General features: G+C 64.6%; 28 protein-coding genes and 1 pseudogene. 15 read left to right on the forward strand and 14 right to left on the reverse strand.

Features of this window, described 5'->3' with window-relative positions:
- Position 1: 1 nt before the first annotated feature.
- Positions 2-835 (reverse strand): glycoside hydrolase family 16 protein, encoded by an 834-nt coding sequence (locus tag ACQY5A_RS04930; protein WP_428339404.1) that lies wholly within the window; start codon positions 833-835, stop codon positions 2-4.
- Between the two features lie 127 nt (positions 836-962).
- Here ACQY5A_RS04930 and tpx point away from each other — a divergent pair, with 127 nt between their 5' ends.
- On the forward strand, positions 963-1,466 hold the full coding sequence (tpx, locus tag ACQY5A_RS04935; protein WP_428339270.1) for a thiol peroxidase: 504 nt from the start codon (positions 963-965) through the stop codon (positions 1,464-1,466).
- 45 nt (positions 1,467-1,511) lie between these two features.
- On the opposite strand, the gene ACQY5A_RS04940 is transcribed toward tpx, so the two are convergent.
- Positions 1,512-2,819 carry an acyltransferase family protein gene (locus ACQY5A_RS04940; RefSeq protein ID WP_428339271.1) on the reverse strand — a complete coding sequence of 436 codons (1,308 nt, stop codon included), beginning with the start codon at positions 2,817-2,819 and terminating at the stop codon, positions 1,512-1,514.
- Between the two features lie 150 nt (positions 2,820-2,969).
- Here ACQY5A_RS04940 and ACQY5A_RS04945 point away from each other — a divergent pair, with 150 nt between their 5' ends.
- On the forward strand, positions 2,970-3,314 hold the full coding sequence (locus tag ACQY5A_RS04945) for a hemophore-related protein (RefSeq protein ID WP_428339272.1): 345 nt from the start codon (positions 2,970-2,972) through the stop codon (positions 3,312-3,314).
- A 57-nt stretch (positions 3,315-3,371) separates the two neighbouring features.
- Here the strand turns inward: ACQY5A_RS04945 and ACQY5A_RS04950 are convergent, their stop codons facing one another.
- The 3 genes from ACQY5A_RS04950 to ACQY5A_RS04960 are packed head-to-tail and all read right to left on the reverse strand — an operon-like array spanning position 3,372 to position 6,079.
- A complete protein-coding gene (locus ACQY5A_RS04950) occupies positions 3,372-4,181 on the reverse strand; it encodes a glycoside hydrolase family 16 protein (protein WP_428339273.1) in 810 nt (269 codons plus the stop codon).
- 23 nt (positions 4,182-4,204) lie between these two features.
- Positions 4,205-5,029 (reverse strand): alpha/beta fold hydrolase, encoded by an 825-nt coding sequence (locus ACQY5A_RS04955; RefSeq protein WP_428339274.1) that lies wholly within the window; start codon positions 5,027-5,029, stop codon positions 4,205-4,207.
- 9 nt (positions 5,030-5,038) lie between these two features.
- Positions 5,039-6,079, reverse strand: coding sequence for a class I SAM-dependent methyltransferase (locus ACQY5A_RS04960; protein ID WP_428339275.1), 1,041 nt, complete (start codon positions 6,077-6,079; stop codon positions 5,039-5,041).
- 61 nt (positions 6,080-6,140) lie between these two features.
- Here ACQY5A_RS04960 and ACQY5A_RS04965 point away from each other — a divergent pair, with 61 nt between their 5' ends.
- Together ACQY5A_RS04965 and ACQY5A_RS04970 are read left to right on the forward strand one after the other, a co-directional pair.
- Complete coding sequence (locus ACQY5A_RS04965) at positions 6,141-6,986, forward strand: class I SAM-dependent methyltransferase (protein WP_428339276.1); 846 nt, start codon at positions 6,141-6,143, stop codon at positions 6,984-6,986.
- 9 nt (positions 6,987-6,995) lie between these two features.
- Complete coding sequence (locus tag ACQY5A_RS04970; RefSeq protein ID WP_428339277.1) at positions 6,996-7,763, forward strand: DUF1906 domain-containing protein; 768 nt, start codon at positions 6,996-6,998, stop codon at positions 7,761-7,763.
- Here ACQY5A_RS04970 and ACQY5A_RS04975 read toward each other — a convergent pair.
- The 3 genes from ACQY5A_RS04975 to ACQY5A_RS04985 are packed head-to-tail and all read right to left on the reverse strand — an operon-like array spanning position 7,753 to position 10,834.
- Positions 7,753-8,931 carry a glycosyltransferase gene (locus tag ACQY5A_RS04975; protein ID WP_428339278.1) on the reverse strand — a complete coding sequence of 393 codons (1,179 nt, stop codon included), beginning with the start codon at positions 8,929-8,931 and terminating at the stop codon, positions 7,753-7,755. The two genes, ACQY5A_RS04970 and ACQY5A_RS04975, sit on opposite strands and share 11 nt — an antisense overlap.
- Positions 8,928-10,097, reverse strand: a complete 1,170-nt coding sequence (locus ACQY5A_RS04980) for a PP2C family protein-serine/threonine phosphatase (protein WP_428339279.1) — start codon at positions 10,095-10,097, stop codon at positions 8,928-8,930. The genes ACQY5A_RS04975 and ACQY5A_RS04980 overlap by 4 nt, the downstream gene beginning before the upstream one ends.
- Positions 10,094-10,834 (reverse strand): alpha/beta fold hydrolase, encoded by a 741-nt coding sequence (locus tag ACQY5A_RS04985; RefSeq protein WP_428339405.1) that lies wholly within the window; start codon positions 10,832-10,834, stop codon positions 10,094-10,096. Before ACQY5A_RS04985 ends, ACQY5A_RS04980 begins: the two co-directional genes overlap by 4 nt.
- 102 nt (positions 10,835-10,936) lie before the next feature.
- Here ACQY5A_RS04985 and ACQY5A_RS04990 point away from each other — a divergent pair, with 102 nt between their 5' ends.
- Positions 10,937-11,314 (forward strand): NYN domain-containing protein, encoded by a 378-nt coding sequence (locus tag ACQY5A_RS04990; RefSeq protein ID WP_428339280.1) that lies wholly within the window; start codon positions 10,937-10,939, stop codon positions 11,312-11,314.
- Between the two features lie 43 nt (positions 11,315-11,357).
- Positions 11,358-11,482 (forward strand): annotated as a pseudogene (locus tag ACQY5A_RS04995) (sodium-dependent bicarbonate transport family permease); the annotation flags it as partial.
- Between the two features lie 70 nt (positions 11,483-11,552).
- Here ACQY5A_RS04995 and katG read toward each other — a convergent pair.
- From katG to ACQY5A_RS05010, 3 genes are all read right to left on the reverse strand, one after another.
- Positions 11,553-13,823 carry a catalase/peroxidase HPI gene (gene katG, locus ACQY5A_RS05000; RefSeq protein ID WP_428339281.1) on the reverse strand — a complete coding sequence of 757 codons (2,271 nt, stop codon included), beginning with the start codon at positions 13,821-13,823 and terminating at the stop codon, positions 11,553-11,555.
- Positions 13,774-14,214, reverse strand: a complete 441-nt coding sequence (locus tag ACQY5A_RS05005) for a Fur family transcriptional regulator (RefSeq protein ID WP_428339406.1) — start codon at positions 14,212-14,214, stop codon at positions 13,774-13,776. Before ACQY5A_RS05005 ends, katG begins: the two co-directional genes overlap by 50 nt.
- A 297-nt stretch (positions 14,215-14,511) precedes the next feature.
- Positions 14,512-14,955, reverse strand: a complete 444-nt coding sequence (locus ACQY5A_RS05010; protein ID WP_428339282.1) for an SRPBCC family protein — start codon at positions 14,953-14,955, stop codon at positions 14,512-14,514.
- Positions 14,956-15,123: 168 nt separating this feature from the next.
- On the opposite strand from ACQY5A_RS05010, the gene ACQY5A_RS05015 reads away from it, so the two are divergent.
- The 3 genes from ACQY5A_RS05015 (at position 15,124) to ACQY5A_RS05025 (ending at position 17,907) form a co-directional block, all read left to right on the forward strand.
- Positions 15,124-16,353, forward strand: coding sequence for an osmoprotectant NAGGN system M42 family peptidase (locus ACQY5A_RS05015; protein ID WP_428339283.1), 1,230 nt, complete (start codon positions 15,124-15,126; stop codon positions 16,351-16,353).
- Positions 16,354-16,577: 224 nt separating this feature from the next.
- Complete coding sequence (locus ACQY5A_RS05020; protein ID WP_428339284.1) at positions 16,578-16,955, forward strand: DUF732 domain-containing protein; 378 nt, start codon at positions 16,578-16,580, stop codon at positions 16,953-16,955.
- Between the two features lie 145 nt (positions 16,956-17,100).
- On the forward strand, positions 17,101-17,907 hold the full coding sequence (locus ACQY5A_RS05025) for a transglycosylase SLT domain-containing protein (protein ID WP_428339407.1): 807 nt from the start codon (positions 17,101-17,103) through the stop codon (positions 17,905-17,907).
- A gap of 1 nt (position 17,908) precedes the next feature.
- Here the strand turns inward: ACQY5A_RS05025 and ACQY5A_RS05030 are convergent, their stop codons facing one another.
- Positions 17,909-19,186 carry an MFS transporter gene (locus ACQY5A_RS05030; protein ID WP_428339285.1) on the reverse strand — a complete coding sequence of 426 codons (1,278 nt, stop codon included), beginning with the start codon at positions 19,184-19,186 and terminating at the stop codon, positions 17,909-17,911.
- A 402-nt stretch (positions 19,187-19,588) separates the two neighbouring features.
- Between ACQY5A_RS05030 and ACQY5A_RS05035 the strand changes: the two genes are divergently transcribed.
- Positions 19,589-19,915 (forward strand): DUF1330 domain-containing protein, encoded by a 327-nt coding sequence (locus ACQY5A_RS05035; RefSeq protein ID WP_428339286.1) that lies wholly within the window; start codon positions 19,589-19,591, stop codon positions 19,913-19,915.
- A 5-nt stretch (positions 19,916-19,920) separates the two neighbouring features.
- Here the strand turns inward: ACQY5A_RS05035 and ACQY5A_RS05040 are convergent, their stop codons facing one another.
- Entirely contained in the window at positions 19,921-20,553 is a 633-nt protein-coding gene (locus ACQY5A_RS05040; protein ID WP_428339287.1) for an FKBP-type peptidyl-prolyl cis-trans isomerase, read from the reverse strand.
- 10 nt (positions 20,554-20,563) lie between these two features.
- Positions 20,564-21,010, reverse strand: coding sequence for a DoxX family protein (locus tag ACQY5A_RS05045; protein ID WP_428339288.1), 447 nt, complete (start codon positions 21,008-21,010; stop codon positions 20,564-20,566).
- 181 nt (positions 21,011-21,191) lie between these two features.
- On the opposite strand from ACQY5A_RS05045, the gene ACQY5A_RS05050 reads away from it, so the two are divergent.
- The 5 genes from ACQY5A_RS05050 to ACQY5A_RS05070 all read left to right on the forward strand — a co-directional run bounded on the left by ACQY5A_RS05050 (position 21,192) and on the right by ACQY5A_RS05070 (position 23,832).
- Positions 21,192-22,181 (forward strand): DUF4436 family protein, encoded by a 990-nt coding sequence (locus tag ACQY5A_RS05050; RefSeq protein ID WP_428339289.1) that lies wholly within the window; start codon positions 21,192-21,194, stop codon positions 22,179-22,181.
- Between the two features lie 69 nt (positions 22,182-22,250).
- Positions 22,251-22,466: a DUF3072 domain-containing protein gene (locus tag ACQY5A_RS05055; RefSeq protein ID WP_428339290.1), complete on the forward strand. Its 216-nt coding sequence runs from the start codon at positions 22,251-22,253 to the stop codon at positions 22,464-22,466.
- A gap of 3 nt (positions 22,467-22,469) precedes the next feature.
- Complete coding sequence (locus ACQY5A_RS05060) at positions 22,470-22,763, forward strand: hypothetical protein (protein ID WP_428339291.1); 294 nt, start codon at positions 22,470-22,472, stop codon at positions 22,761-22,763.
- 74 nt (positions 22,764-22,837) lie between these two features.
- A complete protein-coding gene (gene hadC, locus ACQY5A_RS05065) occupies positions 22,838-23,362 on the forward strand; it encodes a (3R)-hydroxyacyl-ACP dehydratase subunit HadC (RefSeq protein ID WP_428339292.1) in 525 nt (174 codons plus the stop codon).
- 284 nt (positions 23,363-23,646) lie between these two features.
- Positions 23,647-23,832, forward strand: coding sequence for a hypothetical protein (locus ACQY5A_RS05070; RefSeq protein ID WP_428339293.1), 186 nt, complete (start codon positions 23,647-23,649; stop codon positions 23,830-23,832).
- The last annotated feature ends 12 nt before the right edge of the window (positions 23,833-23,844 follow it).

Below are 23,844 nucleotides of genomic sequence, written 5' to 3' on the forward strand. Positions count from 1 at the left end.
GCTACCAGACGCGGATGTAGTCGACCAGCATCTGGCACGGGAATTTCCCGCCGGCAGGATCGCCTGCTCCGACCCCACCGACCGCGAGTGTGAACATCGGCGACAGCCAGTAGCCGGGGTTGCCGAACGGCCACCGCTTGTCTTCGGGAGGGGCCCCGAACACATGGATCGGCTTCGGCGGCACGCTGAAATACGGCAATGCGCCGTCCACATAATCCCGCCAGAATTTGAATCCGTCCTCATCCCAGCGCATCCGCCAGGTGTGCCACGCATCGTCCACCATCCCGGGAATCGACTTTCCTTCCCAGGTTTTACCGTTGGATGCCGCGTGGACCGTGGTACCCGGAGCCCACTCGCCGTTGCCGTACCACTCGAAAAGGTCGACCTCGCCGTCCGGCTGCGGATCCTCGTTGACGGTCCAAAACGAGGGCCACAGGCCGGGATACAGACAGTCGAGTTTGATCCGCGCTTCCCAGGTGGTGTTGATCGGGCCCCGCCAGTTGCCGCGCAGCTTGCCGGTGAAGTACTGGTCACCTTGGCGGGTGGCCTGCAGGACCAGGTTGGAATTTCCGTCGAGAAAAACGTTCCCGGCGCTGTAGATCCCGTCTACCGGCGGGTAAACGTCGTCCTGCCAGGTCTGGGGCGTCCATTTCGCGAGGTCGGGGCCTTGGCCGGCCGGCCCGTCGAATTCGTCATGGAAGATGTAGGCACCGGGCGAGCCAGCCGGCGCGGGTGCTGTCGGCGCAGAAGGGTGGGCCCACGCCTGCGGGAGCCGCATCGCGGCTGCCAGCGCGCCCAGGCCCATCGTCGCCGTCATGACTTTCCGTCGATTCATCTCAGGCACACGTAGACCTTATATAGGGGGTCGCGGTGTTCGCATGACAGCCCGCGGCGCGTCCGGTCGGTCTGCTGGTCAACACCCCGCCCCTATGCCGACCTGCCGAACTTGGCAGACTGTGCCCATGGCACAGATAACTTTGCGCGGAAACACGATCAACACCGTTGGCGACCTGCCGGCCGTCGGGGCCAAGGCGCCTGCGTTCAACTTGACCGGATCGGATCTGGGCGCGGTGAACAGCGAACAGTTCGAGGGCAAACCGGTACTGCTGAACATCTTTCCGTCAGTGGACACCCCGGTGTGCGCGACCAGCGTGCGCACGTTCAACGAAAGTGCGGCCGCGGGCGGCGTGTCGGTGGTGAACGTGTCCAACGACCTGCCGTTCGCGCAGGCGCGCTTCTGCGGCGCCGAGGGCATCGAGAACGTACAGGCCGCCTCGGCGTTCCGCGACAGCTTCGGTGAGGACTACGGCGTCACCATCGCCGACGGTCCGTTCGCCGGCCTGCTCGCCCGGGCCGTGGTGGTGATCGGGGCCGACGGCAAAGTCGCCTACGAGGAACTGGTGCCTGAGATCGCCCAGGAGCCGAATTACGACGCTGCTCTGGCCGCGCTGAGCGCAGCGTCCTGACGCCGATGGCGTCCGTCTCACGATGATGAGGTGGACGCCAAACGGTCATTGCCGCAGGGGAATTACGTCAGCGCGTGCGCGATCTCGGGAACGCAGCGCTACCAAGAGCGCCCCGGCGGAGAAAATCACCCCGGTCAGCCACGGGAAGTGCCCGTCCGGCGCGAAGCCTTCCGCGGCCAGGAACGCGAATCCGTACGACGCCATCAGTGCCCCGGCGACCAGCAAGGGTTCGGCCCAGCGGCCCCCCGGCACATCGAGGCCCGGAAGCGGTGCAGCGAAAACGCGCCGGCCCCACCACAGAAGTGCGAGCTCGACGGCGGTCACCGCGCCGAGGATCGCCACCCATTCCAGCCGGACGAGCCACCATTGCGCGCCGCCCTCGTCCGGTTGCGGCAACAGACCGGCCGGGTAAGCGGTGACCGCCACGATCACCACGGGGATCATGTGCCACAGGTACAGGGCCATCACGTTGGCGTTGGCTCGCGACAGCAATCGTTGAATCGCCCCAGCCCGCAGCACGCTGCTCACCGCGGGCGCGACGGCGATCGCCAATCCGGCCTGTGTGCAGCCGAACGCCAGCATCGCCACCGAGGGCGGCTCGGTGTTCTGCACGGGTTGGCCGGGCACGCCGATCATGCTGATCGGATAGGGACCGATCCAGATCAGCAGCCATAGCGCACACGCCGAACCGGCGGCGAGAAACACGGGTCTGAATCCGGCTAGATGGCCGCTCTGCCAGGCGATTCCGATCTGGTAGAGCAGCCCCCAGCAGAGCAGATAATTCAGCCAGTTCAGATAGTCGACGTGACCGGCCAGTGCGGCCACGTCGACGGCGACAACGCCTGCCGCGAGTGCGGCGGGTGCGAGAAGTCCCCAACGGTGCTGTGCCGCAATCGCTGTCGGCGTGAGCAAAACCACGATCACGTACACAGCGAGAAACCACAGATGCATGGCCACCGCCCAGCCCGCGTATTCCAGAAGCGAGCCCGACGCTCCCTCGGCGCCGGACGCCACCACGATCACCGACACCACCGCGACGTACACCGCCGACGGGCCCAACACCCGAGCGAGGCGGTGGCGCACCCAGCTCTGGCGCGACATCCCGTCGTCTGCCCGCCGGTGGCCCCAGGACACCGCGGCGGCAAAGCCCGCGACCAGAAAGAACGTCGGCACGGCCTGGAAGATCCAGGTGAGCCACTGCGTCCACGGCTGATCCAGCAATGGGTTCTGTCGACCGAAGGACCCGTCGCGGTAGGTCACCGATCCGGCCAGCCAATGGCCCAACACGATCAGGACCACTCCGGATACCCGGTAGAAATCGACCGCCGGGTTGCGAGCCGGGCCCTCGGACATACCCAAAAGTACCCGCGCAATGAAAGGCTAGGTGTGACCTGTGAGGTTTATGTGTTCAATCCTCGCGCAGGTCGACCTTCGGATCCTTCCGGTAAACTCGCTTTATCGACGCCGAGGTTCGGCGGATCGTAATCCGGAAGGTGTTCCTACATGGTCACGCGTTCAATGAGCAAGCTGGCTGCTGCAGCCGGGGGTCTGGCGTTGGCGGCGCTCGCTGGCGCGGGGATCGCGTCCGCTGACGGGCTGTCGCCGGCGGCAATCAACACCACCTGCAACTACGACCAGGTGGTCCGCGCGCTGGATGCGAATTCGCCCGGCGCGGGCGCGAAGCTCACCAGCTCAGGGCTGGCTAGCAGCTTCCTGCAGCGGTATCTGGCTTCCGGGCCTGATCAGCGCGTCCAGATGGCCAATGACGCCCAGGCGCAGTTCCCGCGGGAGGCGAATAAGTATCTCCCGATGATCAACCAGGTCGCGGTTACCTGCAACAACTTCTGACACATCGCGGTGACGCGGTGGACCTGCGGGTTCACCGCGTCATTGGCGTCTGGGGCTCTACCAGACCCTGAGGTAGTCGACCAGCATCTGCGACGGGTAGGTACCCGGCCCGGGATCGCCGCCGCCTGACCCGGCAACGGCGAGGTTGAACACCGGATAGACGGTGTAGCCGGGTCCGTTGAAAGGCCAATCGGGCAGCGAGTCCGCCGAGACGGCGAAGTACGGCTGCGCGCCGTCGACATAGTCTTTCCAGAATCGGATGCCGCTCGTATCCCACTGGCAGCGCCAAGTGTGCCACGCGCTGTCGACGGCGATGTTCTGGGTTTTCCACTCGCCGCCGTTCGCCTTGGCGTGCACGGTGGTGGCCGATGGCCAGCTGCCGTTGCCGTACCACTCGACGATGTCGATCTCACCCTGATCGTCGTTGCCCAGCCAGTAGGCGGGCCAATTGCCGGCAGTCAGGCAGTCGAGCTTGATCCGCGCTTCCCAGGTATGACCCACGCCGCCCCGCCAGTGGCTCTGGATCTTGCCGCTGTAGAAGGTGGGCCCGTCTTTGGCGGCCTTCAGGACCAGGTTGGATTTGCCGTCGACGAAGACGTTGCGACGATCATCGCGGTATTGGCCGATGTTCTCGGGTAGCTCCCAATGCGTTGGGTCTTTGATGGTCTCGCGGGCCTTGGCCACCGCCCACTTCGACGCATCGGGCGCGGACCCGGCCGGTCCGTCGAATTCGTCGGAGAAGATGTAGCCGCCCGCCGGCGCGGCTGGTGGGCGGGGGTTGGCGCCGGCTTGCGGAAGCGGGACCGCCGCTGCCAAGGCGCCGAAGCCCGTCATCAAAAACAGGGTGCGACGATCCATATCTGGCATAGGCACAGCACGATAGCAGCCGTTCACAGATGCTTCAGCAGTCGCTCCGCGAATGTATCGGGGTGCTCGCGGTGCATGAAGTGGCCACCGTCGACCTCCTCGACGATGTAGTCACCGGTGAACATGCGGGCCGCGAACCGATAGTCCGCGGGTTCGGCGATGGGATCACCGAGCCCGGCAAACGCGACCGTGGGCACCGAAATTCGCTTCTTCAGCGACGCGCTGGGGATCAGCGAGAGCTTCCGGTAGTAGCCGAAAGCCGCGTTCAAGCTTGCGCGGTCCGAAAAACTCGCGCGGACTGCGTCGAACTCGCCCGGTTCCGGGCTCCAGTTCGGCGACCATCGTCGACAGATCGCAGGTAACGCCGCGAAGTCGTTGCGCGCGAAGCGTTTCGAGGCGCCGGGTAGCTTGTACGCCGCGAAATGACGGACACCCCAGAGCTTTTTCAGTGTCGGCTTCAGCGCGGCCGGGTGGGGGATCGCGACAACGAACAGCTTCGTGACGCGTTCAGGAGCCAAGGCCGCGGCGCCGTAGGCGGCCGACGCCCCCCAGTCGTGCCCCATGACGATGGCTTCGCCGGCGCCCAGCGCGTCGATCAACGCGATGGCGTCGTGGGCCAACGTCTCTTGATCGGCATCGCGGGCCGGGACTGCGGTGGGTCGGTATCCGCGCATGAAGGGACTGACCGCGCGGTATCCCTTGGCGGCGATGCGGGATCGGAGATCGTCCCAGGTGTGCGCGGTGTCGGGGAACCCATGCAGCATCAAGACCAGTGGCCCGGCGCCTTCCTCCAGGTAGGCGAAGTTCAAACCGTTCGCGTCGACGAAATGGATCGGATCGTCTATCACAGTCGAACCTCAGGCCTTCCGGTACACGAGCCAGCGCAATTCGATGGGGGAGTCGGCCCGCTCGACGTCGAACACGTCGAGGCCATTGGCCCATCCGTCGAACCAACTCGTTGGTGGCCAGGCGCCTTCGGGCAGATAAATTTTCTCGTACTCGTAAGCCGATTCATCGCTAGCCAACTCCAGCGGCAACTCCGTTGTTGCAGATGACAATTCGTCCCGGGTGAAGATCATGGTGTTGCACTGCTGGCCGAGTTCGCGCGCCGCCGCGTCAGGGACGTAGCCGTCGCGCGCCAGGAAGGTGTTGAACACCAGGCGCCCTCCCGGCGCCAGGCAGTCGGCGGCGAGTTCGAAAATCCCACGCAGTTCACCGGTCGTGCGGAAATCGGGGACCACCTCGGCAAGAATGATCATCTCGTAGTCGCGGCGGACCCCGTCCATGGTCTCGAAGACGTCGCCGGCCAGAATACGTACCGGGAGCGATTCGCGCTGCGCCTCGGTCCGAATGATGTCGGCGAACTTCGGACTCATCTCGACCGCATCGACCGGGTGCCCGCGCCGCGCCAGGGCCAGGGCATTGCGGCCGGTTCCAGCGCCGACGTCGAGTACCGGATGGCTTGCGGCATCGACTATCTCGGTGGCCAGCGCCCATACCCGGGCGTCCGGCTCGGTGCCGAAGAGTGGGCCCTCCCGAGTGTCGAGCCAACCGTCGTAGGCCCCGCCAAGCGTCACGGATTCCGTTGTGACGCGGTAGTTCATCCCGACGCCGAACGGAGCGTGGAACGAGATCACGATGTTCGATCGCGATGATGCCGAATACGCCTTGCGCAACTCGGCGGCGAGCACCGCCTTGAGTTGAGCGGATTGCTGGGCGGTGTACTGGACGCCTGACGCGGCAAAGACGTTGTCGCACATCTTGACGTACTCGTCGATCATGCTGGGGACGGCCGGAACCGTGATCTGCGCGGTCATCACCGCCCGGCGATACAACCGCCGGGTCATCGCCTCACGCAGTATGGGCGGGCTGACGGGCCTGACGGCCGGATCGTCCATCAAACCCTTGTACACGACCCGACCCGGATTCCACCAGCGCCCGAGTGCTATAACGCAACGTATGTCAGAAGCCGGCCATTTGATCACCCACGTCTCGGATACGGCCCGCTGGACTGCGCTGTACCGGGCCACCGAGTCGGCGCGGGCGGACGCGTTGTTCCGTGATCCATTGGCCGAGCGCCTGGCAGGGGAGCAGGGCCGCGCGATCGTTGCGAAGACTCCAGTGACGAGCCGGAGTGGCTGGTGGCTGGTGGCGCGAACCAAGATCATCGACGACACCATCGCCGAGGCGATCGCCATTGGGTGCGACCGGGTGCTGAACCTCGCGGCCGGTCTGGACACCCGACCGTATCGACTGGACCTTCCCGCCGATTTTCCGTGGATCGAGGCGGACCTGCCACCGTTGCTCGCGGAGAAGGCAGAGCTGCTGGCCGATCAGACGCCTCGGTGCCGGCTGACCCGGCAGGCGGTTGACCTGGCCGATCCGGCGGCTCTTAAGGCGTTCTTCGACACCGCGCTGGATGGCGCCCGCAAGGCGCTGGTGCTAACCGAGGGTCTGCTGATGTATCTGGAAGACCTTGATGTGCAAGCGCTTTCGGAGGCGATCGACCGACCTGAGGTGGCGTGGTGGATGTTCGACTTCGGCGGGCCGGGTCTGAAAAGGCTGATGAACAAGAAGATGGCAGGCATGCTGCAGAATGCGCCGTTCGTCTTCGCACCCGAGAACGGGCTGGCCTACTTCGAAGATTTGGGTTGGCGCGTCGTCGAATCCGAGCATCTGATGGCCGCGGCAAAACGGTTTCGCCGATTGCCGATGTTCATGTGGCCAGCCTTGTGGGGCAAACAGCCGAATCCCCGTCACCCGGGCAGACGACCCTGGAGTGCGACCGCGCTGCTGAGTCGCTGAGGGCGGATCATGATTTCACGACGTGAACTTGCCAAATACGGTGCGGCGGCAGCATTGCTGGGCCTGGCGGCGCCGTTGGGCGCCACTCTCGACGGGCACATCGCCTCGGCCGACAATCCCAGACTGATCGATTTCGCCGAGCGCCGGATAGCACCGAATGACATCGTGGCGGCCGGATACGCGGGCGTGGTGAATTATGTGTCCGAGTCGCGGCCGGGCGCGAACTTCGAGGCGAAGCCCCTGACTCGGGAGTACGCCGACGCGTTGCGCGCAGCGGGTTTACATATCGTGAGTAACTTCCAGTACGGGAAGCCCGGCGGAACTGCACCCTCGGACTTCAGCCGCGGGTTCGACGGTGGTGTGGCCGATGCGCGCACCGCATTACGGATCCATTCAGCGGCCGGGGGCAGCGATTCCGCGCCGATCTTCTTCAGTGTGGACGACGACATCAACGTCGACACTTGGAACAGCTTGGCCGTCAATTGGTTTCGCGGCCTAAATACGGTACTGGGTGCGCAGCGAACCGGGATATACGGGCATGCGCAGGCGTGCCGGTGGGCCATCAACGACGGCGTGATCGGCCGTTCCAGCTCAGCGGGCCACCTGTGGGCTTGGCAGACCAGAGCGTGGTCCCACGGCCAGCGGGAGCCTGCCGCGGTGCTGTACCAGGAAGTGGTCAACAGCCCTTCGAGCCCTGGTCCGCTACTCGGCGGCATACACATCGATGTCGACGAAGTGCTGGCCATCGATTACGGGCAGTGGGATCTCAATCGGTGAGCTGGGCCGCTTGAGCGGCGCCCTCCACGAGATCGGCGGCAAAGGAAGCGCTCTCGTGGGGTGACATCATCTGGTCCGCGATGTTGCGAGCCCGCATCTGGTAGTCCGGCGTGAGAACTGACTTCAGCTGGGCAGTCAGAGACTGTGGAGTCACGTCCGAGAAGCGTTGTGCCGATCCGATCTTCAGCTGCGAGACGCCGGCCCCCCACACCGGCTGATCGAGCCAGAGCCACAACACCAGCGACGGCACACCTGCCCGCATGGCCGCCGCGGTGGTGCCTGCACCGCCGTGATGGACCGCCGCCCGGCAGCCGGGCAGGACCGCCGCATGCTTGATCGCGCCGACCATCTTCACGTGGTCGAAATGATCGAATTCCGACAAGTCGTTGGGACCAGCGCAAATCAGCAACCGCTCATTCAACTCGGCGCACGCTGCGATCACCATGCCGACGATTTGGGCGGGCGGGGAGATCGGTGTGCTGCCCAAGCCGAAGTAGATCGGAGCGGTGCCGTCGGCAATCCACGCCAGGACGTCATCGTCGCTGTCCGTCGGTGCTTCCAGCGTGAGCGCGCCGACGAACGGTTTGCCCGGCTCCGCCCATTGGGCAGGCTGTCCGGGCAGGCAACGCTCGTCGTAAGCCTGGATTTCCAGCGAGGGGGGCGCCGGCTCGGGCCCGTCCGGCATGCCCAGGGCTCGGCGCAGCGGTTGTTCGGACAGTTGGACAAGCATGGAATTGAGTGCGCCGGACGGCTGGATCCGCGCGGGGAAGGAGTGCAGGGCAACTAGCGGAATGTTCTGAAGTTCCGCGATATTCGCGGCGAGCCGCTGTTCATTCATACCCGTCACGATCAGGTCGGCGCCGTCGGCCAGCGATGCCAGCGCCGCACCCTTGTCCACCCAGACCCCGGCCACACGTTCGACAACCTCGGGCAGCGCGCCGTATAGATTGTTCATGTTGCCGACGAAAAAGTCCGCCGCGGTGTTCAACTGGGCGTGCGAGTCCGGACCATAGGCCACCGCGGCGAGGCCGACCGACTCGGCAAGCGCCACCACGTTGGGCGGTACCGCAATCCGCACGTCGTGACCGCGGCGCTGTAACTCGCGGCCGACCACGGCACACGGCTCGACGTCGCCTCGACTCCCGTAAGCGGCCAGGACGAATTTCATCGCGGAACGCCCAGCGCTAACACGGCAACATCATCCTCCAGACCTGAGCCGAACCCGTCCAACAGCGATTGAATGGCCACAACTATCGCCGAGGCGGTGGCCGGCGCGTGCGCCGCGCCGAATTCCAGCAGTGCGCCATGGTAGTCGTAGCGGTCTGTGCCCGTACCGACTCGCGCCTCGGTCAACCCATCCGTGTACAAGACCATCGTGTCGCCCGGTCGTAGTTGGATCTGCGTGGCAACAAATCTCGGCTCCATTGGTATGCCGACGGGCTGTCCACCAACGGTGTCGGCGTAACGGGCCTCACCGTCTGCGCTGAGCACCAGCGGGGGGAGATGCCCACCGCTGGCGAGCTCGACGTCGAATTCACCGTCGCGTGGGATGAGAATGCCGAAAATCACTGTGGCAAATTGATTTACGGCGTCGCGGAATTCCTGGCTGAGCACTCGGTGCAGGTTCTGTAAAACCACGACCGGCTTCGCGTCGAACGCGGCGGCGGCCCTCAATGTATAGCGGGTCAGTGAGGTCACCGCGGCAGCGCCTGCACCTTTGCCGCTCACGTCACCAATGAAGAAGGCCCACTTGTCTTGTGCCAGCGGGAACAGGTCGTAGAAATCTCCGCCGACGTCGTCGGCGGAGGCGGGGTGATAGTAAGCCGATGCGTCCAAACCCGCGGGAGGTGATAGCAGGGGCGGCAACAGCGATCGCTGCAGAGTCCGCGCGAATTCCTGGACCCGCTCACGTTCGCGTTCGACCTGCTGCCGCTCGCTGAGGAGTTCTCGCTCGTACGAGCGCCGCACGCCCGCGTCGTGAAACGTGATGCGTATCAGGATCGGTTGGCCGTCAAGATCAGATTTGATGTTGGCGGTGAGGAACACGGGAAGGCGATCACCCGCTGCGGTCACCAGGTCGACGGTCACCCCATCCAGTTCGCCCCGCATTTGCAGCAGCGGCGCAAAATGCGTTTCGTAATGTATGCGGCTGCCGGCGGCCAATAGGTCAGTGAAAGGCTGGTCGATCAACGTGTTTCGCTCGTATCCGAGCCACGTCAACAGCGTGGTGTTCACGTTTCTGAGGCGTCGGTCCGGACCCGCGACAACATAGCCGCACGGCGCGTTCTCAAAGAGGTCCACGGCGCTTTCGCTGAGGATCGGCTCCGATGTCACGGCGTGCCGGCGAACGCCGCGATGGCCTGTGCGGTGCTGTCGGGGGCACTGAGCTGAGGGCAATGTCCAATGGCGTCGAGCGTCACCAACTCGCTGCCTGTGATCCGCTGCTGGATGTAGGCGCCGACCTCGCGGGGCGCCAACGTGTCGTGTGCGCATTCGATCACCAACGTCGGTACCGTTACCCGAGCCAGATCGGCACGGTTGTCGGAGAGGAACGTGGTACGCGCGAACACCCGGGCGTACGCCGGGTCGGTGCGACAGAAGCTCTCCGTGAGCTCCTCGGCAAGTTCAGGCTGATCCGGCGTTCCCATGATCACCGGTGCCATCGATCGCGACCACCCCAGGTAGTTGCTTTCGAGCGAGTCCAAAAGCTCGTCGATGTCGTTGCGGGAGAAGCCACCGCGGTAGTCGCCATCGTCGATGTAGCACGGTGAGGGGGTGAGCAGCACGAGTCTGGCGAACCGGCCCGGATCGGTGGCGACGGCGAGCACTCCCATCATGGCGGCAACCGAGTGGCCCACGAATGTCACGTCGCACACGTCCAATTCGTCAACGATGCCGAGGATATCGTCGGCATAACCCTGTAGGGACTCGTACCGCGTCGGGTCCCACGCCGACGGATCCGAAGCACCGCAGCCGACGTGATCGAACAAAATCAGTCGGAACCTGGATGCCAGACGAGCTTCGACCAGTCGCCACAGATTCTGGTCGCACCCGAAGCCGTGAGCGAGCATGATCAATGGACCGCCCTCTACTCCGGCGATCCGCACGTTGTTCTGCGCCTGCGAGCTCACGCCCTCATACTGCCACCGCGGTATCTCGGTACCGTCGGCACTGTGCGGTGGATCGTCGACGCCATGAACGTCATCGGGACTCGACCGGATGGCTGGTGGAAAGACCGCGCACGCGCCAGAGAACGGCTGGTCGAACACCTCGAGCGCTGGGCGGTGCCACCCGCCCATGTCGTGACCGTGGTGTTCGAGCATCCGACGTCCATTCACTCGTCGGCGATCGACATCCATTACGCGCCGAAAGCCGCAGCGAATTCGGCTGACGATGAGATCGTTCGGCTGGTCGGATCCGATGATCGCCCCAACGAGATCAACGTCGTGACCTCAGACGCCACATTGGCCCAGCGGGTCCGACATGCGGGCGCCGTTGTCTACCCGGCGGCGAAATTCCGCGATCTCATCGATCCGCTCAACGCCACTTGATGCCGCATCCGATCGACGGTCGTTGGTCGGCGTCGACGGCCTTGAGGCGAGTCCGATGCTGCCGCCGGCCGCGTCGTTGGGTTTGACCTTCTCCTACCACGTCACGATCGGGATCCCGCTGTACGTGGAAATCTCGCGTCCGTCGGGCATTGGTTCGGGGTTTCCTGAGAAGCTGAAGTCGCTGTAATGCACTGCGCCCCGCGAACTTTCGCTCGCGGGGCGCAGTCTCTATCGAAGGCTACTTCAGGTCGAACCGATCGTTGTTGACGACCTTGACCCAAGCGGCGACGAAGTCCTCGACGAACTTGCCCTTATTGTCGTCCTGGGCGTACACCTCGGCCACCGCGCGCAGCACCGAGTTAGAGCCGAACACAAGGTCGTTCGCGGTCGCCGTCCACTTGAGCGCGCCGGTGGCCCGGTCGTGGCCCTCGTAGACGTTCTCCTGGTTTTCCGACGGCTTCCACTCGGTGCTCATGTCGAGCAGATTGATGAAGAAGTCGTTGGTCAACACGCCCGGCCGGTCGGTGAACACGCCGTGCTTGCTGCCACCGTGGTTGGCGCCGATAGCCCGCAGCCCACCGATGAGCACGGTCAGCTCCGGCCCGTAGACGCCCAGCTGATAGGCCCGCTCCAGCAGAAGCTGCTCCACTGGGGCCTTTTCGCCCGGTCGTACATAGTTCCGGAACCCGTCGCCCCTGGGTTCGAGCACCGCGAACGCCTCTGCGTCGGTGTTCTCCTGAGAGGCGTCGGTACGACCCGGCGCGAAATGCACGTCGATGTCGTAACCCGCCTCCCTGGCTGCCTTTTCGACTGCCGCCGAGCCGGCCAGGATGATCAGGTCGGCCAACGAGATCTTCGTGCCTCCGGAAGCAGAGTCGTTGAACTCGTGCTGGATCTTCTCCAGCGCCGCCAGCGCCTTGCTGAGCTCGGAGGGCTCGTTGACCTCCCAGTTCTTCTGCGGCTCGAGGCGAATCCTCGCACCGTTGGCACCGCCGCGCTTGTCGGTGTTGCGATAGCTACTTGCCGACCCCCACGCCGTCTTGACCAGTTGCGGTACCGACAGGCCGGACGACTCGAGGATCTTCTTCTTCAACGCCGCGATGTCTTTGTCGTCGACCAGCGGGTGATCCACCTCCGGCACCGGGTCCTGCCACAGTTGCGGCTCGGGAATCCACGGCCCGAGGAACCGGGTGATCGGCCCCATGTCGCGGTGCAGGAGCTTGTACCACGCCTTGGCGAATGCCTCGGACAACTCCTCGGGGTGGTCCAACCAGCGCTTGGTGATCTCGCGGTAGATCGGGTCTTCCCGCAGCGAGAGGTCGGTGACCAGCATCGTGGGTGCCCGACCCGACCCGCCGAACGGATCGGGGATGGTGCCCGCCCCGGCACCGTCCTTCGCGGTGAACTGCCACGCTCCCGCGGGGCTCTTGGTGAGCTCCCACTCGTAGCCGTACAGGTTCTGCAGGTACCCGTTGCCCCACTTGGTCGGAGTCGAGGTCCACACCACTTCCAGCCCACTGGTGATGGAGTCTTCGCCCTTGCCGCTGCCGTAGGAGCTCTTCCACCCGAGCGCCTGCTGTTCGATCGGGGCGCCCTCCGGCTCGGGGCCGACCAGGTCGCCGTTGCCGGCGCCGTGGGTCTTGCCGAAGCTGTGGCCGCCGACGATCAGCGCTGCCGTCTCCTCGTCGTTCATGGCCATCCGGCCGAACGTCTCGCGGATGTCGTGGGCGGCGGCGACCGGATCGGGCTTGCCTTCTGGCCCTTCGGGATTGACGTAGATGAGGCCCATGGTGGTCGCGCCGTAGGGCTCCGCGAGCTCGCGTTTACCGGTGTAACGCTTGTCGGTGCCCAACCACTCGCCCTCTTCGCCGAAGATGACCTCCTCGGGCTCCCAGATGTCCTCGCGGCCGAATGCGAATCCGAAGGTCTGGAAGCCCATCGACTCGAGCGCAACGTTGCCGGCCAGCAGCAACAGGTCGGCCCAGGAGATCTTGTTGCCGTACTTCTGCTTGAGCGGCCACAACAGGCGACGGGCCTTGTCCAGGTTCGCGTTGTCCGGCCAGCTGTTGAGCGGAGCGAAACGCTGCAGACCCTGGCCGCCGCCACCACGGCCGTCGAAGATCCGGTAGGTGCCCGCCGCATGCCAGCTCAACCGGATGAACAGGCCGCCGTAGTGGCCATAGTCCGCCGGCCACCAGTCCTGCGATGTCGTGAGCACCGAGATCAGGTCGGCCTTCAGAGCGTCGACGTCAAGTCCGGCAAACGCCTCGGCGTAGTCGAAATCGTCGCCGAGCGGGTCGGATTGCGGGTGGTGTGGGTGCAGTCGCGACACGTCAAGCTGGTTGGGCCACCAGTCCTGGTTGGTGCGAGGGCCCGAATTTTTCGGCTCGGGCGCGTCGATCGCCGGATTTTCGCTCTCGCTGCCCTTGTGGGCGGTATCGGAGGACACTGAATTCCTTTCAGGGGTGGGGGGTTGGGCCGTGATCACGGGTGTGATCGGGGGTTGCATTCGAACAGTTGGGACACAAACCCCAGTAGATGACTTCGGCCTCGTCGAGAACGAAGCCCTCCAGGACGTTGTCGTCGTCGGACGGAGTCAGGCATGGCGCATCGCCAACCGCGCAGTCGATGTCGGCGATAACGCCGCACGACCGACACACGACGTGGTGGTGGTTGTCGCCGACCCGAGATTCATACCGGGCAACCATCCCCAACGGCTGGATCCGGCGGACCAGGCCGACGGCGGTGAATGCGTTCAGAACGTCGTACACGGCTTGGCGGGAGACGTCGGGAAGTCCGGTGCGGACCGCCGACAGGATCGTCTCGGTGTCGGCATGCGGATGGGCGCTGACCGCTTCGAGCACGGCGACCCGCGGGCGGGTCACGCGCAGATCGGCCATTCGCAGCTGAGCCGAGTAATCCGTCGACGTCGACGACACGACTCCAAATATGCCGCTCTTATCTGGAGTCAGTCAAGACCTGAATTGGAATTGATCAAGAAATAAGCGATCAGGTTCGCGCATCGGCGCAAAAAAGACGATCGACGCGAAATATACCGGCGTCTGGGAACTTCCGGCCCTTCGCGTAATTACCGGCCCGGCGGCGGTGTTGGTCCGGCCCGACGGCTATGTGGCCTGGGGGGGGATGGCACACCGACGCCGGATTGACCGACGCGCTCGCCACCTGGCTGGGACCGCCTACTTAGCGCTCTGCACTTGCAAGACTCGCTTCCGCAAGCCGTCGGTGGCCGTCTCCATCAGTCCCTTGGCTCCCTTTTTGATCAGGAACCCAGGGATGGGAATGGTCGGATCGACCGTCAGCTCGAAGTGGACCGTGGTGGAGTCCCTGTTGGGAGTCAACGTGTAGCGACCTTCCTGTGCACGCTGCTGCTTGGAGCTGACCAACGTCCAGCTGATGCCGTCGTCGTGGACGGCATAGTCCAGCACCTGCTCATCGGTGATTCCGACGATCTTGACGACCTGACGAGATTTGGTCGGGTGTCCGTCTTCGTCCCGCGCGAGTACCTCGACCTCCTGATGAGTCGAGGACCATTCGGTCAACGACTCGAGGTCGAACAGCACATCCATGATCTCGTCGGCCGATGCCTCGATGACAACCTGGCGAGATTCCGTGACAGCCACGCCGCCAATACTGCCAGCGGCTGGTCGCGCACAGCGCGTCAGCCCTCGATCGAACGCTTGAGGACGAACCAGTACGTTCTGTGGGAGGCGCCAGCCCGCGACGCGGGCCGCAATACCCAGCAGCGGTGCTGGTTGGATGTATTCCGGAACAAGCACGAGGGAGACAAGGTGGGCAAACCCGCGGCCATGCCCGAGTCCGACCGCGCGTGGATGATCGATACGCTGCTGGCTCTGCTGCAGACCCCCAGCCCGTCCGGGCGCACCGACGCGGTGATGCAACTGATCGGCGACATCTTCAACGACTTCGGCGTGCCGTTCTCGCTGACCCGTCGTGGCGCACTCATCGCCGAACTCCCGGGTAAGTCGAAGAACACCGACCGTGCACTGGTGGTTCACGCCGACACCATCGGCTGCATGGTGCGCCGGCTCAAAGACAACGGCCGCCTCGAGCTCATCCCGGTCGGAACCTTCTCGGCCCGATTCGCGACGGGTGCCCGGGTACGCATTTTCAGCGACGACCCTGACGAATTCATCACCGGAACGGTGATGCCGCTCAAGGCCAGCGGCCACGCCTTCGGCGATGAGATCGATACCCAACCCACCGACTGGGAGCACGTCGAGGTCCGCATCGACCGCAAGGTCTCATCGAGGGAAGACCTGATCAAGCTCGGCCTCGCCGTCGGGGACTTCGTCGGGCTGATCACCAGCCCGGAGCTCGCCGCGGACGGCTTCATCGTCTCGCGTCATCTCGACGGGAAGGCTGGCGTCGCGGTGGCGCTCGCCCTGGCCCGGAACTTCTCCGAGCAGAAGACCGTGCTGCCGCACCGCACCACGATCATGGTCACGATCACCGAGGAAGTCGGCCACGGAGCAAGCGACGGGCTGCCTTCTGATGTCGCCGAGCTTGTCTCGGTCGACAATGCGGTGTGCGCCCCGGGCCAGCACTCGATCGAGGACGGCGTGACGATCCCGATGGCGGATCTGCACGGCCCGTTCGACTATCACCTGACCCGCAAGCTGTGCCGCCTCGCCGAGGAACAGAAGATTCCCTATGCGCGAGATGTGTTCCGCTACTACCGATCTGATGCCGCCGCCGCCATCGAAGCCGGGGCCGGAACGCGCGCTGCGCTGGTCGGCTTCGGGCTGGACGGCAGCCACGGCTGGGAGCGCACCCACATCGAGTCGCTAGAAGCGACCTACAACCTGCTGCATGCCTGGCTGCAGACGCCGCTGACCTTCGCGAAATGGGATGCGCAGCCGTCGGGCAAGCTGCGGGACTTCCCATCGTCGAAGCAACCCGCTCCCTCCGAGCAGTGGGTGCCGTTGGCGCGCGGCGAGCATGCCGAACCCGGCCACGTGTCCCCAGGCTCGCACTGGCCGCCGTCAGACGTGCCCTAGTCCGGCGGCGACCTTCACGGATTTATGGCGCTGACCCTAGATATACTAGACTATACTCAGCTATTGGGCTCGACAACCCGAGGCAGCGCCGGCCACATTCGAGGAACCCGTTAAGCGACAACACATCACGGCACTTGTCATGTCCCGTCAACCCGACGTTCATGACGGAGCGCGACATCAGCTGCGGTCTGGATTATGACCGTGGTTTCCATCAGGATGAACTCATGCGAATTCGCGTGGCACTTCTGTGCTCGGCCCTGTTGGTCGGGGTCGCCGCACCGGCGCACGCCGACCCCACGGACCCCGACGCACGGTTCCTGCGCGGGCTCAACAACGCCGGAATCACCTACCACAACCCGCCTGACGCCATGGCCACCGGTCATCGGGTGTGCGAATTGATGGACCAGGGAGCCCCGGAAGCTAATGTGATCACTGCCATGACGCAGCAGAATTCCGGGTTCAACAACGACCTCGCGGCGAAATTCGCCAAAGTCGCGGAGGCCGTCTACTGCCCAGTGCACCTCGGGGGAGCACCAACACCGCCGGTTCCGTGGTCCCCGCCGATAGATTTTCCGTGGTTCCCACTACCCGCGGCGCTGTAGGGCGGTGACCGTGCTCGCCAGTAGTTCGGCACCGCGCCTCGCGCCGTTGGCCCTCGGCACCGTGATGCTGCTTCTTGCCGGCTGCTCGCACCCGGCGGGGCCGCGGGTGCCGACAGCGGCGGCGGACCCCATCCCGCCGAACACCATGACGGTGGCCGCGACACCGAAGACGCCCGACGGTGCGCAGCCCCGGCTCGCGCCGAATCCTGCACAGATCGCTGACGACCTCGTCGCCGACGACCATGCGTTGCGCGACCCGTCGACAGGGGAGCCGGCGCTCGCGGCGGCGGCGCATCGGCAACAGGCCGCGTATCGCGCCATCGGGCAGCATCCCGAGTGGGATGCCACCACGCGGCCGCACATCCCCGCGGCGCTGCTCGACACCTACGATCGCAACGTCGACGCCCGCCGCGCTCTCAACGCGATAACCCCGGCCCGCACAACGTTGCCCGCCTGGCGCATCGTGCCGCCGGCTCCAGCCGAGGAGTTACTAGGCTTCTATCACCAAGCGGAGTCGGAAACCGGCGTCGCGTGGAACTATTTGGCCGCGATCAACCTCGTCGAGACCCGTCTGGGCAGCATCGACGGTGTGAGCACGGCTGACGCCCAAGGCCCGATGCAGTTCTTACCGTCGACATTCGCGGCCTACGGTCAGGGCGGCGACATCCACTCGCCGCACGACAGCATCATCGCGGCGGGCCGCTATCTGGCCGCGAACAACTTCGCCAACGATCACGACCACGCCATCTTCCGTTACAACCACGCCAGCGACTACGTTCGCGCGGTCAATCAGTACGCGGCGTTGATCGGCGGTGACCCTGCGGCGTTCGCCGGATACTACCGGTGGGACGTCTACTGCCGCACGACGGCGGGAGATGTGTTGCTGCCCATCGGTTATGCCGTGGCAGCACCGATTCCGGCCGCGGACTACGTCGCCTCTCACCCGCAGTGAGCTAGACGCTGGCCGGATCCTTGGTCAGTGCTTCGTCGGTCAGCTCTTCTAGCTCCTTGCCCTTTGTCTCGGGTCCGAGCAGATAGCCGATCAACGTCAAGACCCAGAGACCTCCCAGCGCCAGGTACGGCGTTTGCAGTCCGTAGCGAGTGATCGCCCAGCCGATGACCGTCGGCGCGGCGATCGAAACGACCCGACCGCCGCCGACCGCGATCCCAAAGCCGGTGCCGCGCAATATCGTTGGAAACAGCTCTGAGATGTACGTATCGCCGACTCCCCACAACCAGCCGAGCGTGGCGATCGCGACCGCCCCGTATATCTGGTACTGCGCCAGCGAGTCAGAGGTCGCCGCCAAGATGGTGGAGGTGACTTCGATGACCACCGCCACTACCGCCGAAGGCCTTCGCCCCACCCAGTCGGCCAACGCGGTTCCGAGAAAGGCGAAGACGGCCTGCAGCAAAAAGAACACCAGTGCGTAGCGAATCGCCTCGATCGGCGAGGCATGAAACCTCTTTACGATGTAGGTGGTCAGAAACAGCGTCATACCCCAGTAGCCGACCGCGTTGGCGGTGTAGATCAGCCAGCCGGCTACCAGTCGCCGCCGTACGCCGGGAAGCTGCCAGAGTCGAGGCTTCGTCGTCGTGTGGGCCCGGACATCGACGTAGCGATGCGACTCGGCGATGCCGCGTCGGACGAGGAACAGGATCAGTGCGGGGAAGATGGCGACGATGAATGCGGACTGCCAGCCGAACCGCGGCACCAGCACCAGCGCAACGGCCGCGGCCAGAACATAACCCAGCGAAAACAGTGAAAAAATCACGCCGCCAACGCCGATCGCGCGGGTTTTGGCCGGCCAGACCTCGGCGGTGTAAGGCGCGCCGACGGCAAGTTCACCGGCGCCTCCCACACCGGTCAGAAATCGCAGTCCGGCGAAAGCGGCGATGTTGCTGGTGAGTCCGGCCAGGGATGTCGTCACGCCGTACAGCAGAATCGACGCGCCCAGCGTGGCTTTGCGTCCCCACCGGTCAGCCGCAAGGCCGAATCCGATGGTCCCGATCGTGTAACCGAGCAGGAAGATCGATCCGATGTATCCGGCCTGAGCGTCGGTGATGTGCAACGTCCGCTTGATCTCGGGCAACACCAAGCCGTAGATGTTCACCGCGTAGGAGTCGAAGCCGTAGCCGAGACCCGCTGTCACGGCGACGAACAGCGCTTGCCTGAACGTGGCGGGTGTCGCTCGGGGGACACGGGCCGGGATCCTGCCGACGCTTAAAGCCACGCGAGCACGGTATGCGGCGGTTCAGCCTGACAGAAGATTCACGATCTTGATGATCGGAACGAACCGAACCCCGATGCCTCACAGCGACTCTAGGACCCAGCGCCGCCCGGCGCCGCAGCCGGGTCCGGACACCGTTCAGCACGCGCAACTGGTCCACTTGGGCGGCGGCGGCCGAGGACCTGGTTGGGGAGGGCGCGGTTTCCGCGGCGGACCTAGCTGGGGCGGCCCGGGCTTGGGTCCCGGGTTCGGTGGGCCCGGACCGATCGGGTGGGGTGGCCCGCTGGTTCCGCCGTGCCTGATCGGGCTCTGCATCTGAGTCCAGAACGCGACAGACTCCTGAATACTGAAGTCGCCGTGCCGAATACGTCGGCACGGCGACTTTTGCCGGGGTAGGGTGCCGCCGTGTCTGTATACGCGTTGAACCTTTTCGATGTTGCCGATCGCGCTGAGTACCTGGAATACGCCCGACGTTCTCCCGCCGCGGTGACGGCTCACGGTGGACGTGTGGTGGCGTTGGGGGATTTTCACGAGGCGATAGTCGGTGACATCACCCCGCGCCGGGTGTTGATCCTCGTCGAGTGGGAGTCGAGGGACGCCTTCGACTCATACTGCAACGACCCACTGCTCGCGGATTTGCATCCGCACCGCGAAGACGGTTCTTCGGGCTACATCTGGCACCTGTTCGACCGACTGGATGACCTCCGGCCGATCCTCAAACAGAGCGACTAGCCGGCTCAGGCGCCGGCGCTGAGGATTCTGATCGCGAAGATAAGGCTGTCGCCCTTCTGGATCCCCGCCTGGGGTTGACCTTCGGGGTAGCCATCCGCCGAACTGATCGCCACGCCGACGGTCGAGCCGACCTTTTGCCCGGCGATCGCCTTTTGAAAACCGGGTACGACCCCATCGAGCGGAAATTGGGCAGGGGTGCCGCGTTCGTAAGAGCTGTCGAACACTTTGCCGTCGCGTCCGTCGACGCCCATGTAGCAGACCGAGACGGTGGCGGTGGGTGCCACGACCGGGCCGTCGCCCGGGTGCAGGGTGTGCACCTGGGTCTCGGTCACGCTGAACGGTTGCGTCACGGTGATGAGCGGCGCGGCCGTATCCGTCGAACCCGTCACGGCGACGCTGCCGGTGGCCCCGCCCAGCGTCCAGTCCGGCGTGCCGGCGTTGCCGGGCGCCTGGGTGGGGCAGCCGCTGTCCGCGGTGGCAGGCGGGGACTCGGCTGCCGTCATCGCCGGAGCGGCCGCCAGGGATGTCGTGCTCGGCGACGAAGCCGGCTTGTCGGATGTGCATGCGGCGGTGGCAAGGACGGCCGATGCGGCGTACGCCGCGAGCCCAACCGAGGACCAGGTACGGGGGAGATTCACGGTCGTCACGTTACAGCTGAGCTTGTGATCGGCGGTGTCGGAGGGCCGCCCATGCCCCGGTGCACCATAAAGCCCATATCACCAGCAGCGGCTGAAACAGCAGGCGGATTCCGCGCGACAGGTCAGAGTTGAGGCCGAAAGCTTTTGCATGCGTGATGAATTGAGAGATGTTCCCGGGAAAGATCAGAACGAAGAAGAGTGCGACAATGCATCCGACCGGCACTCGCCAACGCGTCAACGCCGCCAGGCCGACTGCGAGCAGGATCTCCACGACGCCTGAGGCAATGATGACGAAGTCGACGTTGAGCGGCAGCCACGGCGGCACTTGAGCACGGAAGGCGCTCCTGGCGAAGGTGAGATGGCTGACGCCGGTGTAACCCAGGAAAGCGCCAAGCACAAGACGTGCGATGGTTCGCGCGGGGGAGTACGCGCGTCGATCAGGGGCGGGATGGCTCATCGGAACATTTTCCCTCGCATCGTGGATTGCAACACGGACTGCGGCGCGCCTCGAGGCAGCTGTGGTGCGAAATGGGCATGATGACAAACCGAGACGGTCCCACCTTGGTCTGGATCTCCGTGCTTGCGGCTGGGCGTCGGGCCCGCCGATCGCATACTCGTCACCTCAGGAGAGGCAGATCATGTCAACGTCAACACTGGGCCGGTCAACGTCCGCCCAGAGTGGGTCCACACCGGCCGGTGCGCCGCGCCTGCCCAGCGTGGCGAGGCTGAGTTCGCTGGCGCTCCTGGTCATTACGCTCACCGTCTTGAGCATCTCGCTGTATTGGATGGAGCATCATAAAGCCCGCCACGCGCTGGTTCTGGGCGAGACGACCAACCCGGACTACATGACCGTCACCGTCCTGATCCAGAACATCGACCCGTCCACGGCACGCATCAGCGCTCAGGTGGAACTCAAGGGAGCAGGGTCACTGGTCGACGACCGCACCCACGATCTCACACAAGACGCAACGCTCATCAGCAACGCGGTAACGAACCCCACCGTGGTGGCCAAGGCCAGCGAGCGCCCAGAATTCGTCTCGGTCCAGTTCGCGCTTCGTGATGGGATCATCACCGACTACCCGCTCGACAGCTACACGACGAACTTCCACTTCCGGGTACTTGTCGGCACTGGGGCGAATCAGCACTCGGTCCCGATCCGGGCGGTGTTCGACAACATCGACGCCTTCTTCAAAGTGAACCCGCACCAAGAAGAATCCATCCAGGTACACCGCGATGGCGGAACAGCCAAGACCATCGCCACACCCCAATCACTTTTCGCCGCAACGGCAACGGTGGACCGCTCGACCAGCACCGTCATGTTCGCCGTATTCATCATGGTGTTCATGTGGTGCCTCACCATCGCCGCGCTCATCGCGGCCTGGTACGTCGCCAGCGGCAGGCTCGGCTTGTTCTGGTCCGCGCTCGGCTTCCTGGGCACACTGCTGTTCGCGCTCATCCCGTTGCGGAATGCGGTTCCGGGCGACCCGCCGATCGGTTCGCTCATCGATTTCGCGGCCTTCTTCATCGCCGAAGGCGTCGTCTCGATCTCGATGATCGTGACCGTTCTGCACGGCTACCACATCGAGATCTCCAACAAGAAGCAGAAAGCAGCGCCCGACGACGACTGATCTCGGCGCGAAAAACGGGTATGTTTCGAACGCGTGTGCGAAGGCTATTCAGACGCCGGAGGTGATCGCATGAGCGACGACGCGCAGCAAGCGCCGAACGAAACGGCGGAGAAGGACCCCGCAGATTGGGTGACGGGCAACGAGCCCATGACCGGGCCGCAGCGAAGCTACCTGCACACGCTGGGGCAAGAGGCGGGCAGCGACATTCCGGATGATCTGAACAAAGCTCAAGCATCCGAGCTCATCGACAAGCTTCAGGAGAGCACTGGTCGCGGAGGGGACTGAGCCATGAGCGGCCCTGCGACCACCGAGGACGGTCACTACGTCGTCATCAACGGTCGCAGGTGGCGTGCCACCGATCCGGCAATTCCCGAGGACCGCCGCGACGAACTCGTACGGACACTGATGGCGTGGCGCCGAGAAGTGCGCACGGCCAAGGGAACACCGCGGGAGTCGGACGCCCGGGCGGGTGTGCAAGCCGCGAAAGTTGCTCTCGGCGAGCGCGGCTCGCCGCCGTGGTGGGAGCGGACCAACGAGCAACGCCGCAATCGGTGGCAGGCCCACGTGGCGATGCCCGGCTAGGGGTGAGATCAGCCGGTCAGCTCAATGCATTCGTAAGGCGCCGATCCCGTGCCGCGCGCCGTAGGGTCGGGGTAATGGCCCTGAAAACTGACATCCGAGGCATGGAGTGGCCCTATCCCGACCCATTCGTCGTTGGACGGGAAGATGTGCGCGTCTTTGCCCAAGCGGTGAAGGCGACTGATCCCGCCACCCTTGACGATCAGGCTGCTGGGGAGTTGGGCTACTCGGCGGTCGTCGCCTCACCAACGTTCCCGGCGGTCTTCGCAGCCCTTATCCAGCGGCATTTTCTGAGCAACGTCGACTTGGGCATGGACCAGATTCAGATGATCCAGGTCGAGCAACGCTTCCGCTATCACCGGCCGATCGTTGCCGGCGACGTGCTGCGCGGGACGATGTACGTGGAGTCCGTCGACGAGCGTTTCGGCGCCGACATCGTCACCACGCGAAGCGTCTGCACCGACCAACACGGCGATGTCGTCCTCGAAGCATCGACGACCATGATGGGTCGCCACGAAGACATGTCGGAATATCTGACCTGGGATCCAGATAGTGGCCGGCACATGAGAACGCCGGGCTGGCACGGGCCCGACTCACAGTAGCGCCCTCCATCGCTCGTTCCATCATCTCGTGCGATGAGGCGAAATCCTCACGGCTGATAGCGGTTACGAAGGCTCGTCGTCGACAGGGGAGTCGTAGTTGTTGGCCATGTGGTGCAGGACGCGTTCATTCAGGGCGGCGAGCGGGTCGAACTCAGCCGGGGTCAGCACGTCGACGAAATTCCTGCGGAGGGTCCGGCTGGCAAATATCGGCACGCGGTTGCGGAAGGGAAATCCCGTTCCGCGGGATCGCCGAGGCCATTGGCAGCCATCTGGACCTGCCCGCCGTGAGCGTTCCCATGGACGTCCTGATGCTGCCCGGATACTTCGGGCAATTCACGAATCTGGTCACAATGGACCTCCCGGCAACGAACCTCATCACCCGCCAGACCTTTGGCTGGGAACCCGCTCAGTCCACGCTGTTGACCGATTTGGACAACGGCAATTACTTCTCCGGCCAGCGAACGGCCTAGGCGTGCCGGGCC

It is taken from the genome of Mycobacterium sp. (genome assembly GCF_965277065.1).
Classification (GTDB): Bacteria; Actinomycetota; Actinomycetes; order Mycobacteriales; family Mycobacteriaceae; genus Mycobacterium.

What these genes read in the sequence shown, in the direction of transcription:
- ACQY5A_RS04930 (WP_428339404.1), bottom strand. Translation starts at nt 835, where the DNA reads ATGAATCGACGGAAAGTCATGACGGCGACGATGGGCCTGGGCGCGCTG.
- tpx (WP_428339270.1), top strand. Translation starts at nt 963, where the DNA reads ATGGCACAGATAACTTTGCGCGGAAACACGATCAACACCGTTGGCGAC.
- ACQY5A_RS04940 (WP_428339271.1), bottom strand. Translation starts at nt 2,819, where the DNA reads ATGTCCGAGGGCCCGGCTCGCAACCCGGCGGTCGATTTCTACCGGGTA.
- ACQY5A_RS04945 (WP_428339272.1), top strand. Translation starts at nt 2,970, where the DNA reads ATGGTCACGCGTTCAATGAGCAAGCTGGCTGCTGCAGCCGGGGGTCTG.
- ACQY5A_RS04950 (WP_428339273.1), bottom strand. Translation starts at nt 4,181, where the DNA reads ATGCCAGATATGGATCGTCGCACCCTGTTTTTGATGACGGGCTTCGGC.
- ACQY5A_RS04960 (WP_428339275.1), bottom strand. Translation starts at nt 6,079, where the DNA reads ATGGACGATCCGGCCGTCAGGCCCGTCAGCCCGCCCATACTGCGTGAG.
- ACQY5A_RS04965 (WP_428339276.1), top strand. Translation starts at nt 6,141, where the DNA reads ATGTCAGAAGCCGGCCATTTGATCACCCACGTCTCGGATACGGCCCGC.
- ACQY5A_RS04970 (WP_428339277.1), top strand. Translation starts at nt 6,996, where the DNA reads ATGATTTCACGACGTGAACTTGCCAAATACGGTGCGGCGGCAGCATTG.
- ACQY5A_RS04975 (WP_428339278.1), bottom strand. Translation starts at nt 8,931, where the DNA reads ATGAAATTCGTCCTGGCCGCTTACGGGAGTCGAGGCGACGTCGAGCCG.
- ACQY5A_RS04985 (WP_428339405.1), bottom strand. Translation starts at nt 10,834, where the DNA reads ATGCTCGCTCACGGCTTCGGGTGCGACCAGAATCTGTGGCGACTGGTC.
- katG (WP_428339281.1), bottom strand. Translation starts at nt 13,823, where the DNA reads ATGCAACCCCCGATCACACCCGTGATCACGGCCCAACCCCCCACCCCT.
- ACQY5A_RS05005 (WP_428339406.1), bottom strand. Translation starts at nt 14,214, where the DNA reads ATGGCCGATCTGCGCGTGACCCGCCCGCGGGTCGCCGTGCTCGAAGCG.
- ACQY5A_RS05020 (WP_428339284.1), top strand. Translation starts at nt 16,578, where the DNA reads ATGCGAATTCGCGTGGCACTTCTGTGCTCGGCCCTGTTGGTCGGGGTC.
- ACQY5A_RS05025 (WP_428339407.1), top strand. Translation starts at nt 17,101, where the DNA reads ATGACGGTGGCCGCGACACCGAAGACGCCCGACGGTGCGCAGCCCCGG.
- ACQY5A_RS05045 (WP_428339288.1), bottom strand. Translation starts at nt 21,010, where the DNA reads ATGAGCCATCCCGCCCCTGATCGACGCGCGTACTCCCCCGCGCGAACC.
- ACQY5A_RS05050 (WP_428339289.1), top strand. Translation starts at nt 21,192, where the DNA reads ATGTCAACGTCAACACTGGGCCGGTCAACGTCCGCCCAGAGTGGGTCC.
- ACQY5A_RS05055 (WP_428339290.1), top strand. Translation starts at nt 22,251, where the DNA reads ATGAGCGACGACGCGCAGCAAGCGCCGAACGAAACGGCGGAGAAGGAC.
- ACQY5A_RS05060 (WP_428339291.1), top strand. Translation starts at nt 22,470, where the DNA reads ATGAGCGGCCCTGCGACCACCGAGGACGGTCACTACGTCGTCATCAAC.
- hadC (WP_428339292.1), top strand. Translation starts at nt 22,838, where the DNA reads ATGGCCCTGAAAACTGACATCCGAGGCATGGAGTGGCCCTATCCCGAC.